This window comes from Neobacillus camarae (assembly GCF_054950115.1).
The window spans coordinates 738,557-754,617 of the sequence record NZ_JBUCKX010000004.1; the positions used below are offsets into that span (position 1 = coordinate 738,557).

Consider the following 16,061-nt stretch of genomic DNA (forward strand, 5'->3'; position numbering starts at 1 on the left):
CTTAGGGCAAACCCTTGCTTCTTTTTTTTGCTTTAAAAAAGAGTTTTTCGCCAGTTGGCCGTATGATTATTGCTTTTTTCTTTGTTTGGTTAATTTATTCCTATCCGGGTAAATTACTCTCAAAGAAATCTTAGAAAGGAGTGTCATATGTGAAAAAGTCAGAAGTGCTTGTGATTCTATTGTTGCTTGTTGTCGCTGCTGGTGTATTTGCTGCCAATGCTGATTTTCATATGCCGCATTTTAAAACGGCCAAGAAACAAGAACAGACGAAAACAACGGCAAAGAATGAAAACAAGGGAAATGACAACGAAGAGGATAATGATTATCAGGCCTATCAGCATATGGATTACAAGTCAAAATTGGCACCAAAATTTTCGGCCGATGATCTGGCCGCCGCTCCGTCAGGCAACTGGATTACCAACGGCGGAGATATTCGTAATAGCCGCTATTCGCCACTGGACAAAATCAATAAAACCAATATTAAAAACTTAAAATTAGAATGGGTCACTAGTCTGGGATCTGGTTTGGAATTCAAATATTCAGGAGAAGCCACCCCGCTCGTTTATGATGGAGTGATGTTCACAGTTACTGGGGCGGATGAGGTTCAAGCGCTTGATGCCAAAACTGGGAAGATGATTTGGGAATACCGTCCGCAGCTTGGTAACGGTCTTAATACAGTATGCTGTGGATGGATTAGCCGAGGGGTCGCGATAGGGGACGGAAAAGTCTTTGTTGGTTTGCTGGATGCAAGACTGGTTGCCCTGGATCAAAAGACAGGTAAAGTAGTTTGGGAAACCAAAGTGGATAATTGGAAAAAAGGCTATACCATTACGAGTGCTCCGCTCTATTATGATGGTAAAGTTTATACGGGTATTGCCGGAGGCGAGTATGGCATTAGAGGGTATGTTGCAGCCTATGATGCCGAAATGGGCCGGCAAATCTGGCGTTCGTATACATTGCCTGCTCCCGGGGAAATTGGAAGTGAAACCTGGCCGAAGGATAATAAGGACTGGCTAAAAGGCGGTGCGCCGGTTTGGAACACACCAGCGGTTGACCCGGATCTGGGCATGGTGTATTTTGCGACTGGGAATGCATCCCCTGATTTGGATGGCAGCAGCAGGGAAGGGGACAATTTGTTTGCAAATTCCATCCTTGCAGTCGATGCGAATACGGGAGCCTATAAATGGCATTTCCAAGAAGTCCATCATGATATTTGGGATATGGATCCTGCCAATCCTGTTGTCTTATTTGATGTGAATTTGAATGGACAAATGCAAAAGGGGATCGCTCAGGCGGGAAAAACTGGATGGGTCTATCTTTTGGACCGGACAAATGGGAAACCGCTGATTGGCATTGAGGAAAAACCGGTGCCGCAAAACGAAAATCAAAAAACATCCCCTACTCAGCCGATTCCAGTCGGGGATGCGTTTGTACCGCAAACCGTCACGGCAGAAGATGTCAAACGTGACTTGCCAGCCGATTTTAAAGGGGACTTTGGCGGCATTTTTACTCCATTCTGGGATAAGCCTGTTACGATTAAACCAACGCCTCAAGGCGGGGCAAACTGGCCGCCATCGGCCTATAACCCTAACACTGAATATTTCTATGTATTAGGAAATGACAATTATTTTGCGTATGCACATTATGCTGAAGAAGATAAAAACCGCTATAAGGAAGGAAAAGAGTATATCGGAAGTGTCTGGCAGCCGGTGGAGAAATCTCCGAGCCGCGGAACCGTTACGGCCATCGATGTTAAAACCAATAAAATCGTTTGGCAGCAGAAATGGGATGCCATCGCCTATAGCGGTATCTTAACCACAAAAGGCGGCCTGGTGCTTACTGGGCACAATGACGGTAGGATGCTTGCCTATGATGCATCAAGCGGTGAGCAATTGTGGGAGTTCAAAATGGATGCTGGTGCCAATGCACCGCCGATGACCTATGAAGTGGATGGGAAACAGTATATCACCATCTTTGCGGCTGGTAATACATTGGCTGGAACCAAACATGGTGATAAGATTTATACCTTCTCATTAGAGGGGAAATATGGTTCTGTGAATGATGTTCCTAAGGATAAAATCAATGTATCCCCTGTCCAAGATAAAGGGAACAAACAGGCTAATCAGCAGGAGAAAAATGATAGCTCGAAAAAAGATAGTGCGGATGACGGAGAAAGTATTTATACTAATAACTGCTTGGCCTGTCATGGTGCAGAAGGCGCCGGAGGGCATAATGGACCAAACTTGCAACAGACAAAATTGGATAGGGCTGGTGTAATTAAGCAGGTAACCAATGGTGGCGGCGGGATGCCTCCATTTAAAAATACGCTGACAAAAGAGCAGATTGAAGCTGTAGCCGATTATGTAAAGAGCCTTGGCGGAGGATAACCGTTTGATAATACAAAAAAGGTAATCGTCATCACGACGATTACCTTTTTTTACATATTAGTTTGCATTAGCTTTTTCAGTTAAAGTTAAATGAATCAGCCTATCATCCTTATCGGTTGGATTTCCACGGTTGTCACGGTTGCTGGTTATGGTGAATAACTCGTTATTGTCTACGAGTACATCTCTCAAACGTCCGGCATCACCATAAAATTCCTGGAACTGTTTGCTTGTTAGGTCGTAGGCAAACAGTTTTTTCCCGGCTAAAGAAGCGACCAAAAGTTTTCCATCATGAAAGGCCATTCCGGAAGGAGCCCAGGTTTGATCTCCGGATTGCACTAGCGGCTTGACCATGCCCTCTTTGCTTTCGTCTCCTTGAATGACAGGCCATCCATAGTTTTTGCCAGCTTGAATCAGGTTGATTTCGTCATGACCTGATTCTCCATGCTCGGAACTATATAAGTTACCATTGCTATCCCAGGCAAGCCCTTGAGGGTTCCGGTGGCCATATGAATAAACATAGGAATTTTTAAATGGATTGTCAGCAGGAATATGACCGTTTAAATCCATTCTTAAAATCTTGCCGGCTAAGCTGTTGAGATTTTGGGCATTGTCCGACTGGGTAATATCACCAGTCGTGGCATAGAGCATTCCGTCCGGTCCAATTTTAATCCGGCCGCCATTATTCGCTGTTCCGCCAGGTATCCCTTCCAATAGGACATTCTCTTCTTTCCAGGTGTTATCTGCCAGCTTCAGTGAAACAATTCTGTTTAGGATTTTGCCATCTTGTTTGTACGAATGATAGGCAAAGGCCATTTTTGATTTCTCAAAATCCGGCGCTAGTGCGAAACCGAGGAAGCCGCCTTCTCCTTCATGTACAATATCCTTTGAGACCTTCACTTGCTGCACTTTTACCAGACCGAGGTCACCGTCAATCTGGATAACGGAGCCTTCCCGTTGGCTTAAGAAAAACAAATTACCATTTTTGTTGATGGTCCATGGGATATACAAATGATTGGCATTTACGCCTCCATCATCCGACTTCACAACCTCAACTGTTTTTTCCATTACTTCAATCGCATCTTGCCGGAGGGACCCCTGATTTTTGCTGGCGTCCTGATCTTCTTTCTGATTATTCCAGACTAACGCAGTCCCTAAGCCCGCTGCGAACAGAACTCCTAGAGTACTGTAAATGACTGACTTTCTCACAATACCACCTCAAAATAATTAAAATTTTCCTCACCAGTTTGGACAAAATTCAGATTATTTAAACAGATGGAGTTTAGTAGTTACCTCATTTTTTTTCTCCAAATTGAAAACCCATGAGTTGGTGTGCTCATGGGTTTTTGACTTCTATAAAAGGGATTCAGCTCCATCAATATACAGTTCACTGCCGGTGATATGGCTAGACCTGCTGGAAGCAAGGAAGAGCACGAGGTCGGCAACCTGTTCCGGCTTCCCTGGTCTGTTTTCTAACGGCTGGCTGCCTTTGGGGTATTCGATAGGGACCTCCACTTTTTTCAGGTTGTCACTCTCTTTCCAGGTGTTCTCGCTGATATTGGTTTCAATCGCACCAGGGCAAATGATGTTGACCCTAATGTGGTACTTGGCCAGTTCCAACGCTGCCATTTTTCCAAAGCCCATCTGGCCGATTTTTGAGGTGCTATAAGCAGACATTCCTATGTTACGATATACCCGGTTTCCATTTATTGAACTGGTGATTATGATGCTCCCGCCACTTTTCTTCAAATGGGGCACCGCGTATTTAACGGTTAAAAAGGTACTTGTTAGGTTATTGGTAATGGTTAAATCCCATTCACTGGGCTCCAAGTCTTCAATGGGTGTTACCTTGCCATTTATACCGGCGTTTGCAAAGACAATGTCGAGCCTTCCCCAACTGTCGATGATTTTTTGGTAGCAGCTTTGTACTTCCTCTGGGTTAGCAACGTTGGTTTTTAAAATAAGAGCTTCACTGCCTAATGCTTCAATTTGGCATTTCACTTCAACCAATTCTTCTTGATGTAAATCAACTAAGGCAATCTTGGCTCCATTTTCGGCCAGCCTTAATGCAGCGGCTTTTCCAATGCCTGATCCAGCACCGGTAACGATCGCAACCTGATGTTTAAGCAGCATCTCCATATTTAAACGCCTCCTACATCATGATGCCTATTAAGATACCCGTCACCTGAGATTTTAAAACATAGGAAGGTTAGGGGTGATATTGTATTTTTTCTTTGGGGACAATATATTCGATGATATTCATTGACATGAAACGGCTTTCATATATTACACTTTTAGAAAAGGACTGCGCTTGGTGTAATAGGGGGGAGCGAAAAAGGCAATGATCCAAGCGGGCTCTCTCTTGTGGGACTGCAGGCAATGCAATTAGCGTTCGTGTCTCAAATCTGGGATTTTCCTTTATGGCTAATTTAATGGATGATGATTAAAATCTCGTGGAGACTCGAACTGCGCAAAAATATACTTCGAAAGTAGGGCATAAAAGTGAAAGAGCAAAGCGTTATTTTTTTTGACATAGATGGGACCTTGTTAGACCATGACAAAAAATTGCCCCCGTCAACGAAAGAAGCGGTTTTCAAATTAAAGGAGCTTGGGCATGTGGTTGCCATCGCAACAGGACGGGCCCCATTTATGTTTGCGGATTTGCGAAAAGAATTGGATATTAATACTTATGTCAGCTATAACGGACAATATGTGGTGTTAAACGGGGAAGTGCTGTATACCAATCCGTTGAAGACTTCCTCCCTTCTAGAATTGACAGAGGCGGCATTGAAGAACAATCATCCGATTGTGTATATGGACCATGAAGATATGAAAGCGAATGTCCCGGAACATGATTATATTAAAGAAAGTATTGACACCTTAAAAATCGGCACTTTTCCAACCTATGACCCTCATTACTACAAAGGCCGTGAACTGTATCAATCTCTCTTATTTTGTCAAGAAGGGGAGGAGAAACAGTACGAGCTGGAGTTTCAGGATTTTGATTTCGTCAGGTGGCATCCGGTTTCCTGTGATGTCCTGCCCAAGGGGGGATCAAAAGCCAAAGGCATTGAACAAATCGTCCAAAAACTGGGGTTCCCGCCTGAGCGTCAATTCGCCTTTGGTGACGGCCTGAACGACATACAAATGCTGAAAGCAATAGAAAACAGCGTAGCCATGGGAAATGGCGAAGACAAAGCAAAAGAAGCTGCAAAATATATAACCAAATCAGTAGAAAACGACGGCATCTACCACGGCCTCCAAATGGTCGGTCTCCTGTAGGGTCTTTCCCCCAGTGCGTTAATGCGTTAATAGGGCGGGGGACAGGCCCCCGCCTTATTAACGCGTTAAAAGATTATTGTTTGATGAGCCAATTTACTAGTTCTTCTGCTTCATCATCGGTTACGTTTTGGCCTTGCATTTTGCCTGTACCTTCTGTGATGATTTTCTTTAATTCTTGGTCTGTATACTTGCTGCTCATGTTTAATACAGGTGGGCCAAAGCTTCCTTTTAAGTCTGCCCCGTGGCAGGCTAAACACTTGCCTTTATAGAGTGCTTCTCCGTCCAAGGATGTTTTCTCGCTTGCTTTAGCAGAGCATCCGGCTAAAAGAAAGAGGGATAAGGCCACTAACAGCCATAATCGATTCATGGTGTTTTCCTCCAATATCAAATTTTTTAGAATCTTTTCACAGTGGGAATACGCAATAATACTCAACAAAGATACTCTAGCATAGAATACTACCCTCCTAATCCATCAATTGTTAAATCTTTCTTAACTTTCATAAGGAGAAGCGAATATGATCCAACTTCAAAAAGATTCGATTACGGTATTTCAAAGTGGTTTATATCAAACCACCAGTACAGTTGTTGAGACTGAGGACTTTGTTTTAGTTACCGACCCTAATTGGCTGCCCAATGAAGTGGAGGAAATTAAGCGGCATGTTGCGAGAGTTCAAGGGGAGAAACAGCTTTTGCTATTGTTTACACATGGCGATTTTGACCATATTATCGGCTATCGGGCTTTTCCGAAAGCAAAAGTGATTGCCAGTAAAGGATTTACGGAACATCCGGGAAAACAGCAAACAGTGGAGGAAATTCGCCAATTTGATAACAACTACTATATTGACCGGTCTTATCCGATTGAATTTCCAGAGGTGGACATTGTGGTCGAGAAAGATGGCCAAACACTTGCCATTGGGGATACAACGATGACTTTTTATCTGGCTCCAGGCCATACCCATGACGGGATATTTACTGTAATAGAGCCGCTTGGTGTGTGGCTGGCCGGAGATTACCTTTCCAATTTTGAACTGCCATTTATCTCCCACAGCGCCAGAGCGTACAAGGAAACCCTTCGCAAAGCCGAAAGGATACTGGAAAATCATAAAATAGACATATTGGTGCCAGGACATGGACAAACCACTGCTACTAAAGAGGAAATCAAACAGCGAATCCAACGATCAGATAATTACCTGGACCGATTAATGGCAGCTGTACAGCATGAGGAAACAAGTATAATGACCGAATTAGCCAACGAAATGGCCTACCCATCTAAATCCACCAAACAATCTCATGAAGAAAATATCAGCATGATACGGAAAGAGTATGAAGAAGAAAAAGGGGACAGGCCCCCAGTACGTTAAAGCATTAACGTAACGGGGGCCTGTCCCCAACTTTTTGTTATTTTGTTACTGGTTTTTTCAAGAATCCTAGTAGAAGTGCTGAGATAATTGCTCCAATGACTACTGCCAACAAGTAGAGCAGCCAGTTGCCGTCAACTAGCGGGAAGACGAATACTCCGCCGTGCGGGGCGCGCAGGCCGATGCCGAAGAACATGGTCAAGGCTCCGGTTACCGCTGAGCCGACCATGACGGAAGGGATAACGCGAACTGGGTCAGCTGCTGCGAAGGGAATCGCACCCTCTGTAATGAACGATAACCCCATGATATAGTTTACTTTTCCTGCTTCACGGTCTTGCTGGCTAAATTTCTTTTTAAAGAAAGTAGTCGCAAGCGCGATTCCTAATGGAGGAACCATTCCAGCGGCCATAATGGCAGCCATTGGTCCATAAACGCCATTGGCGATCAATCCTGTGCCAAATACATATGCCGCCTTGTTGACAGGACCCCCCATATCAAAGGACATCATCAATCCAAGGACAATCCCAAGTAAAACAGCATTTCCTGTTCCGAGACCGGATAACCAATCAGAAATGGCGGTATTTAATGCCCCAACTGGTTTGTTTACTACGTATAACATGATTAATCCAGTAATGGCAATACCCAATAACGGATATAATAGAATCGTCTTAATTCCTTCCAAAGAGGTTGGGAAGTTTGCTAATAATTTTTTCAATCCCACTACTACATAACCTGCTAAGAAACCTGCGACAAGGCCGCCTAAGAAGCCTGCACCGCCGCTTGCAGCCATCATACCGCCCACCATACCTGCTGCGAAACCTGGACGGTCCGCGATACTCATGGCGATAAATCCAGACAACACCGGTACCATTAAGGCAAAAGCATTACCGCCGCCAATGGTCTTTAACGCTGCAGCAAATTCATTATAGCTCGGGTCATCGGGATTCGCGGAATTAAAGCCAAAAATAAAGCTGATGGCAATTAAGATACCGCCTCCGACAACAAAAGGAAGCATATTGGAAACACCGTTCATTAGGTGTTTATAGATGGTTGAGCCGATGCTGCGTCCCTTTTTGCCGGACTCATCATTTGTTTTTTCAGAAACACCGCCCTTGTAAATGGGGGCATCTTGTTTTAAGGCACGCTCAATCAATTCTTGCGGCTTGCGAATACCGTCCGCAACCGGCACTTCGATGACATGTTTGCCATTGAACCGGTTCATTTCAACCTTGGTGTCAGCAGCGACAATAACGGCTGTCGCATTTTCAATTTCTTCAGCGGTCAGAACGTTCTTCGCCCCGCCGGAACCATTGGTTTCAACCTTGATATCGACACCCATATCGGCTGCTTTGGCTTTTAAGGCATCAGCAGACATATACGTATGGGCAATACCTGTAGGACAAGCGGTTACTGCTACAACAAAGTCTTTTTTACCGGCCATGGATTGGGTTTCTTCTTCCTCTTCTTCATCATGGCTGTTAATGACGTTTAAAACCTCATCAGCAGTTTTTGCTTCTAAAAGCTGCTTGCGTACCTCTTCACGCATTAAAATAGTAGATAAACGGGCAAGTGCTTCCAAGTGGGTATTGTTTGCCCCTTCAGTTGCCGCAATCATGAAAAACAAGTGGGCAGGCTGGCCATCGAACGACTCATAGTTGACACCGCCAGTGGAACGGCCAAAGGCAATCGCTGCCTGCTTCACCGCTTTAGTTTTCGCATGGGGAATGGCAATCCCGTCGCCAATACCGGTTGTGCTTTGTGCTTCCCGATTTAAAATTTGCTGCTTATATTCGTTTCTGTCGGCCAATTTGCCGGCGTTATCCAAAACAGTAACCAGCTCTTCAATGACATCTGCCTTTTCACTGCTGGTTAAACCAAGATTCATGGTATCTTTCGTTAATAACTCGGTTATTCTCATGACGTTTCTCCTTTGTTAGATCTGTTGTAGCTTTACTTGTGGCAGTAAACTCTCAATTTTTTCAGGGGTGCATAGGCCAATGGAAAAGGCGGTAGCACTTCCGGAAGCCACACTAAAACGGAAGGCTTCTTCAATGGAGTTGGATTTAGCGTAAGTTGCAATAAATCCGGCTACCATGGAATCCCCAGCACCAACCGAGCTCTTTAATTCCCCTTTTGGAACAGTAGAAACGATGGCCATATCCTTATTGATGAGGACGGCGCCATTTCCTGCAAGGGATACAATGACATTTTGGGCTCCTTGGTTAATCAGCTCCCTGGCATAGGGAACAGCTTCTTCAGGTGTTGTGATTACGGTATTGAATAAATCGCCAAGTTCATGATGATTCGGCTTAATAAGGAAGGGTTTAAATGGGAGTACTTTTCTCAATAATTCACCTTCCGCATCCACCACAAACTTCGTACCGGTTTCGCCGCAAATTTTTACAAGCTCTTCATATGTGTCCGCTGGCATGGTGGAAGGGATGCTGCCTGCTAACACCAGGATATCCTCACTTGTCAGTTCTCTGATTTTTGCCTTAAGGGATTCAAAGTTTTCGGGGGAAATCGCAGGTCCCTTGGCGTTGACTTCTGTCTCTGTATCGGACTTTAGTTTGACATTGATTCTAGTATCTTCGTTGACTCTTACAAAATCTGTGCTGATTTGCAGGGTCTCTAGCAATGACTTTAGATAATCGCCTGTAAAGCCGCCGATAAATCCAAGTGCTTGACTGTCGACATCGAGTCTTTTTAAGACTTGTGATACATTAATTCCTTTACCACCAGGTAGTTTGGTTTCGTTTTTGGTGCGGTTTAACCCCCCAACGTTTACTTGGTCAAGCTCGACAATATAGTCGAGAGATGGATTTAACGTTACTGTATAGATCATAATGTAACCACCTTTATTGTTGTCTTACTATCATATTGTTCCTTTATGTCGGTATCTAACTCATTTGTTAGGATGGTAGCTGCATGGAGATTGGCGATTTTTGCAAAGGCAATCTCTGAAAACTTTGAATCATCAGCTAAAACGAAGGCTTCACAGGACAATGACATTGCTTGCTGTTTAATCATGGCCTCTTCCTGGTCGGGTGTCGTAAAGCCAAGTTCGGGGTGAATTCCGTTAACCCCCATAAAGCATTTATCAAACCGGTATTGCACCAAGCTTTCTAGGGCGCCTCGGCCAACCATTGCTTTGGTTGTCGGTTTTACGTAACCTCCGATTAAAAACGTCTTGATGTTTCTGTCCAGAAGCTGATTAGCGTGCGTGAGTCCATTGGTCACTACCACTATATTGACTGGCAGGAAAGGAACCATTTCTAAAACCGTGGATCCGGCATCTAAATAAATGGAATCTCCCTCTTCAATTAAACTGGCAGCAAATTCTGCAATCTGCTGCTTAGCTTGAAGGTTTATGGATGATTTTTCAGTCATGCTTGGTTCTTGCAGTTTGCCCTGAAGACGGGCCGCACCGCCATGAACTCTTTTTAAATACTTCATATTTTCCAACTGGGTTAAGTCACGCCGAATCGTAGATTCAGATGAATTTGTTAACTCCACAAGTTCTTGCAGCTTTACGGTATTCTTTTGTTTTAACGCTGCCAAAATAATTTGATGGCGCTCTGTCTCTAACAAAAATGCCACCTCCTAAAAATAACGCTTACAGTGCAACTAATATATCATACAGCTATTTTTGTCAAAAATCAATCACAAACAGCCAAAAACATTCATATCCAATCTTTACCGCTTTAACGCGGTGGGGGCCTGTCCCCCATTGCGTTAAAGCGAGTGTGTAAGTCAATTATAGTTGCTAATATATATTGGAATCTGCCGTAGGTCCGCGCCCGTATCTAACCATGGTTAAATATTTTCAGGGGATTATCAGCGAAACCTCGAGAAAAGACGGAAAGCTGCCGAGAGCCGTGAATGCCTGTGGGTGCGGAGGCAGCAGTAATGCAATTGGCGCGTTTGCCTATTATATTGAAGAAAAGGATGTTCGCTTTATCGGTTTGGTACCAGCAGAGGCACCATCCCTCACAGAAGGTGTTCCGGCCATAATCCATGGGTTTAAATGTTTGACTTTATTAGATGAAAACGGGAATTCCCAGCCGGACTACTCAATTGCTGCTGGGATTGATTGCCCTGGTGTCGGTCCGGAACACAGCTTCTTAAAAACAAGTAGCAGGGGCGGTATGTCATGCCTACCGGACAAGAGACTCTAGATGCCTTTCTTTTGCTTAGCAAGACAAAAAGAGTTATTCCGGGGCGCTTGAGAGATCTCATGCAGTGACCCATGCGGTCAAGCTTGCAAAAACAAATGACACCGGATTATGTAATTATCGTTAACTTGTCTGGTGGTAGGGTAAGGTAATTGAGCAGGTATATAGAATGTTAAAAAAGTAGAATTACAAGAGAAATCGGGCCTGTCCCCCAGTGCTTTAACTTATTAACGCAGTGGGGGACAGGCCCTTACAGATTAATGATTGATTTTTAAAGAGAGGTATTTTCCTCCTCTTTGCGAATAAATACCTTCGGTTTGGAACCATCTCCAAATTCGTTCGCCCGCTTGTTTGCCGATGACTCCACTCATAATAATCCCTGGAACTGCCCATTTGACGGGCAGACCTTTTACATAGTAAATATTGTTGGTCGCAAATTCTGTTAATACGATAGTTTTGTCAATTCTGCTGGTGACCTCAAATAAACTGTCCAATTTTTCTTTACACTGGCTGAATCTGAGGTTGATTTTTTCAATATCATTTTGTGGATTCCAATCTGCATGATGGATGCGGGGGAAATCTCGTAAAAAAAGGGCATTAAGCAGATGTTCGCAGTCTTTGAGTTCGGGAGTTGCTTTTATGGCAAGGTCTTCGATTAGGGGGTGCCAATCAGTACCAACACGATCATCCAGCCATTGGACAAACATTTGTAATTGTGTTAAGAATTGTTCGGTTTCTTGCTCTTTTGGTGAAATTCGCATCATATGGGGGAAAGCCGTAAAAATTAATTCTTCCCAAAAGGAGGGCTGACATTGCAGCCATGAGAGGGGACAGTCATTCTCTAAATGGCTGGTCATTAGTTTCGCAATAACCCGGAGAAACTCGTTTCGTCTTTTGTCGGAGCGTTTTTCGGATTTGTAGGCAATCAAATCCATCCCGTAAAATTCAAACAAGCCACGAGGCTGCAACTCAAATTCTGAACCAATGGCCAAATTCTTTAAATATTCCTCTTGATCGACCGGAATGTTAAAATTCTTCGAATAAATCTTAATCTCCAGCCCATTGCACCCAGGAGGTTTCAAGGTTTTACTGTCTTTTGACATAGCACCAGCCTACTTTCCTTAAAATATATTAATAAGGTCACGCATCTGTATTATATCCCCCTAAGAAAGAGAAGAATGGGGGAATTCATGATAATATGTGAATAATTTATGAAGGGACAGGCCCCCGTTGCAGTAATGCTTTAAAGCAGCGGGGGCCTGTCCCCCAGTACAGTGATGCTTTAGTGCAATGGTGGACTGCCCTATTAATGAAGGATTTTTTCTTCCCAGTAGGCTTCTCTTATGTTGATTTGTTTGCGTATTTTTCGGATGGTGTCGATGGTGATATGTCCTTCTTCGTAAAGGTTTTGTATATGGTCCCGTTCTGCTTGGAAGGCCTTAAGTTGGAGCTCTCTTTTTGACAGATTGAATTGGGTTCGGTCTGCCCCTGTTTTGGCCTGTTTCAGTTTTGTGATCATCTCATTGTATTCTCCGATAATGCTCAAATAAATGGACTCATTTTCAGAGGTCATTTGTGCTGTCAAAAAGCGGATAGCCGCTTTGGCCATGATTACTCTTAACTGGAGTGCTTTCTTAGCTTTGAAGCGGCGGTTTTCAATCCGTTCTTGGTACGTGGGTGAAAACATTAGGAAGAACCTAAAGATGGCTCCCTTAAGGAGCGACCAAATGAACAATCCTCGAAACCGTAATCGATTCGTTATAGCGAGCCTTATTCGCTGAACATATTCCTGTGCGAGAATCAAGGCATCACGGTTAATTTGGCCAGCTTTGACCAGTTTTTCAATATAGTCCGCCTCCGCATCAAGTGCCTTCATGCGTATTTCCGTTTCTGCCAATCTGATTTGCTCAGAGCTTTGAGCGCTTTGCAAGCTGATTCGATTTCGAATCTTGTTATAGTTCGCAATAACAGAAACAGCTGCACCTTGGTTTTTATCATTCATCATCCCCCGAACAGCTTGAATGGCTGCCTCGATTGTTTGGAGCATAGCGGTTCTTTCAAGTTCCACTTGTCTTTCATCGGTGTCGGCCTTTTCAGTTCTAGCGAGGATCGGTAAAAAAATACTAGCCGCTAGCAACGTGGCTAAAATGACCCCAGCAGCAATAAAAAGCAGCAACGAACGTTCGGGAAAGGGACTGCCATCTTCCAAAACATAAGGAATCGTAAAAGCTCCAGCTAAAGTCACGGCCCCTCTTACGCCTGAAATAGTCAAAATACCAATCGCCTTGAACGAAGGCATTTGGACTTGCTCCTTCAAAAGCCGTTCTAAAATCCAAACAGAAGAAATCCATAAAAAACGCAATAGGAAAAGAGACACTGAAATAATGACGATGTACATACATACTTTCCAATTATTAAACAGCGGGTCTTGAAAAATTTCTCCTGTTACTGCAGGGATTTGCAGTCCCAACAAGACAAATACCAGCCCATTTAAAATATATATAAGGACGATCCATGTACTGCGAGAGACCGTTTGAAGTTGATAAGATGGGGATTGATCCCGATCGCGGTAAATGCTGTGAACGATCCCGGACGCCACAACAGACAAAATACCTGAAAAATGGAGGTTCTCACTCAAATAATAAATCACAAAGGGCGTAAGTATTTGAATCAGCATATGAAGTGTCACATCCTCCATGCCCAGCCGTCGAATAAAGATCTTTAGCCTGATAACAAGGTAGGAGAGCACGGCTCCGCTTGCCAACCCGCCTACAGATATGACCAGAAAACTCAAGCTTGCATCTACTATGGAAAAAACTCCGGTCACAGTAGCAGCAACAGCAAATTTAAAGGCGACAAGACCTGAGGCATCATTCATCAGCCCTTCACCTTCAAGAATATGCATAATGGTCTTTGGGATTTTCACCCTGCTGGAGATTGCCCCTACAGCCACGACGTCAGTCGGAGACAGGATAGCTGCCAAAGCAAAAGCAGCCGGCAATGGAATCGACGGGATAAGCCAGTGAATAAGGAAACCGATGACAAAAACAGTGGCAAAAACCAGGCCCAGTGCCAGCAGCAAAATGGGTTTCCGCAGTTTCCACAGTGCCTTCCTGGAAACATTTTTTCCGTCATAAAATAGTAACGGAGCAATAAAAAGTACAAAGAATAATTCAGGGTCCATAGGAACATGTATGCCTAAGGGAAGTGAGGCAAGCAACACTCCTAAAGCAATTTGAATAAGCGGTACCGGTATGTATGGCAATAAGTGATTGATGAAACTAGAAAAGCCAATAATCCCAAGCAGTAGTAAAACAAGCAGGAAAAATTCCATAGGCAAGCCTCCTCACTAAGTATTTTGTGTAATTTATAAAGGATCTCTTCACTTTCCGCCATTTTTGTAAAATAAAAAGTACAGACACATGTCTGCGCTAGAAAGTAACAGTAATAGCAGCATTCTTATTAAGAGTTTTCCTTTTTACATGAAGATGAAGGAAATAATAAAGGACCCCGAGACAAGAGCTACCACTCCAAAATGACACGAAGATTATCGTAGATTACTTTAATGAAGAAAGAGCAGTGTTCAATATTAAATTAACCCTTTTTCTTGTAAGATGGAATTAACGAAAAAAAAGGAGGAGTCTAAATGGACAGGAATAAATTTTCCAGTATAGCCCATAGAGATCATGCTTTTTATAATCCAATGAGTGAAGCCAAAATCAAGAAAATGTTCCAAATCATTTCGCCGGATCCGCAGGAAAAAGTGATTGATATTGGGGCGGGCAGGTGCGAACTGCTAATCCGTCTTGTTGAAAAATATAATATAGAAGGGACAGCTATTGAATTATATAAAGGTGCTATCGAAGAGGCAAAGAGACGAGCACGCAATAGAATTCCTGAAGGGAAGATAGAATTTATCATTGGTGATGCTGGGGAAGCAGCGCAGGAATCTCCACAGGGAAGTTACGACATTGGAATCTGTATCGGTTCGACCCATGCCTTGGGCGGCTTAATCCCGACACTCCAGACATTTAGACATCTGGTTAAGAAAAATGGATACATATTGATTGGCGAAGGCTACTGGAAGCAAAAACCGAGCCCTGATTATCTAGAGGCTCTTGGGGGAGCGGAGGAGTCAGAACTGTTAAGCCATGCGGACAACGTAAAGGCAGGTACAGATCTCGGTCTTGTTCCCCTTTGGTCGTATACGGCCACACAAGACGAGTGGGATGACTATGAGTGGCTCTACTCCTCATCTATTGAAAATTATTGTTTAGAAAATCCGGAAGACCCAGATTGTGAGGACATGCTAAAGAAAATTCGGGCCTGGAGAGCATCCTACCTAAATTGGGGTAGAGAAACTATGGGTTTTGGATTATACCTTTTTAGAGTATAAAAAAGTGGTGTGGGGCGTCTTGACTTTTTTTGAGGGAGTATTGGCTTGTTTCCTGTACTTTCTGAAAAAGAACGATTTAACTAGTGCTCTGCACCAGCAAAGAAACATTAAACAAATTGGTCAAGAAGTTCAGGATTGAAAAGAGTACAGTAGATGAGTTAATCCGTAAAAATAATGTTGACAGTAATAGGTTAGAAGAGTAATATAGTAATTCCCGCTGGGGAAATTAATTTGCTTAAAAAATGTATTGACATTATCTTTTGTATCATGTAATATATATTCCTGTCGCCACTAAATGTTTTAAAAAAGTGATTGACATTAAATAGATTACAAGATATAATATTATTTTGTCAGCGAAAAATTGCTCTTTGAAAACTAAACAAACAATACGTCAGCAATAAATATTCGTTTCTATCGAAACGAAGCCAACGTTTTAACTTTTATGAGCTATATCAACTTTCTTGGA

At 43.3% G+C, this 16,061-nt stretch carries 12 protein-coding genes and 1 pseudogene; 5 read left to right on the forward strand and 8 right to left on the reverse strand.

The window, feature by feature from the left end:
• Positions 1–149 precede the first annotated feature (149 nt).
• Positions 150–2,387, forward strand: coding sequence for an outer membrane protein assembly factor BamB family protein (locus ACY8D0_RS24905; protein WP_462413135.1), 2,238 nt, complete (start codon positions 150–152; stop codon positions 2,385–2,387).
• A 57-nt stretch (positions 2,388–2,444) separates the two neighbouring features.
• Here ACY8D0_RS24905 and ACY8D0_RS24910 read toward each other — a convergent pair whose 3' ends face one another.
• A complete protein-coding gene (locus tag ACY8D0_RS24910; protein ID WP_462413136.1) occupies positions 2,445–3,593 on the reverse strand; it encodes a PQQ-dependent sugar dehydrogenase in 1,149 nt (382 codons plus the stop codon).
• A gap of 144 nt (positions 3,594–3,737) precedes the next feature.
• Positions 3,738–4,517, reverse strand: a complete 780-nt coding sequence (locus ACY8D0_RS24915; RefSeq protein ID WP_462413175.1) for an SDR family oxidoreductase — start codon at positions 4,515–4,517, stop codon at positions 3,738–3,740.
• Between the two features lie 369 nt (positions 4,518–4,886).
• Between ACY8D0_RS24915 and ACY8D0_RS24920 the strand changes: the two genes are divergently transcribed.
• Positions 4,887–5,666, forward strand: a complete 780-nt coding sequence (locus ACY8D0_RS24920) for a Cof-type HAD-IIB family hydrolase (protein ID WP_462413137.1) — start codon at positions 4,887–4,889, stop codon at positions 5,664–5,666.
• Between the two features lie 73 nt (positions 5,667–5,739).
• Here the strand turns inward: ACY8D0_RS24920 and ACY8D0_RS24925 are convergent, their stop codons facing one another.
• Complete coding sequence (locus ACY8D0_RS24925; RefSeq protein ID WP_462413138.1) at positions 5,740–6,033, reverse strand: c-type cytochrome; 294 nt, start codon at positions 6,031–6,033, stop codon at positions 5,740–5,742.
• A 148-nt stretch (positions 6,034–6,181) separates the two neighbouring features.
• Here ACY8D0_RS24925 and ACY8D0_RS24930 point away from each other — a divergent pair, with 148 nt between their 5' ends.
• A complete protein-coding gene (locus tag ACY8D0_RS24930) occupies positions 6,182–7,027 on the forward strand; it encodes an MBL fold metallo-hydrolase (protein ID WP_462413139.1) in 846 nt (281 codons plus the stop codon).
• Between the two features lie 37 nt (positions 7,028–7,064).
• Here the strand turns inward: ACY8D0_RS24930 and ACY8D0_RS24935 are convergent, their stop codons facing one another.
• The 3 genes from ACY8D0_RS24935 to ACY8D0_RS24945 are packed head-to-tail and all read right to left on the reverse strand — an operon-like array spanning position 7,065 to position 10,615.
• Positions 7,065–8,942, reverse strand: coding sequence for a PTS fructose transporter subunit IIABC (locus ACY8D0_RS24935; protein ID WP_462413140.1), 1,878 nt, complete (start codon positions 8,940–8,942; stop codon positions 7,065–7,067).
• 15 nt (positions 8,943–8,957) lie between these two features.
• Positions 8,958–9,869, reverse strand: coding sequence for a 1-phosphofructokinase (pfkB, locus tag ACY8D0_RS24940; RefSeq protein WP_462413141.1), 912 nt, complete (start codon positions 9,867–9,869; stop codon positions 8,958–8,960).
• A complete protein-coding gene (locus tag ACY8D0_RS24945; RefSeq protein WP_462413142.1) occupies positions 9,866–10,615 on the reverse strand; it encodes a DeoR/GlpR family DNA-binding transcription regulator in 750 nt (249 codons plus the stop codon). The genes pfkB and ACY8D0_RS24945 overlap by 4 nt, the downstream gene beginning before the upstream one ends.
• A 179-nt stretch (positions 10,616–10,794) precedes the next feature.
• On the opposite strand from ACY8D0_RS24945, the pseudogene ACY8D0_RS24950 reads away from it, so the two are divergent.
• A pseudogene (locus ACY8D0_RS24950) lies at positions 10,795–11,383 on the forward strand (PALP domain-containing protein); the annotation flags it as partial.
• Between the two features lie 73 nt (positions 11,384–11,456).
• Here the strand turns inward: ACY8D0_RS24950 and ACY8D0_RS24955 are convergent.
• Both ACY8D0_RS24955 and ACY8D0_RS24960 read right to left on the reverse strand, forming a co-directional pair.
• The gene (locus ACY8D0_RS24955; RefSeq protein WP_462413143.1) at positions 11,457–12,302 is read right to left on the reverse strand and encodes a hypothetical protein; all 846 of its coding nucleotides are present in this window, start codon (positions 12,300–12,302) and stop codon (positions 11,457–11,459) included.
• Positions 12,303–12,505: 203 nt separating this feature from the next.
• Positions 12,506–14,533: a Na+/H+ antiporter gene (locus ACY8D0_RS24960; RefSeq protein WP_462413144.1), complete on the reverse strand. Its 2,028-nt coding sequence runs from the start codon at positions 14,531–14,533 to the stop codon at positions 12,506–12,508.
• 312 nt (positions 14,534–14,845) lie between these two features.
• On the opposite strand from ACY8D0_RS24960, the gene ACY8D0_RS24965 reads away from it, so the two are divergent.
• Positions 14,846–15,595, forward strand: a complete 750-nt coding sequence (locus ACY8D0_RS24965; RefSeq protein WP_462413145.1) for an SAM-dependent methyltransferase — start codon at positions 14,846–14,848, stop codon at positions 15,593–15,595.
• The last annotated feature ends 466 nt before the right edge of the window (positions 15,596–16,061 follow it).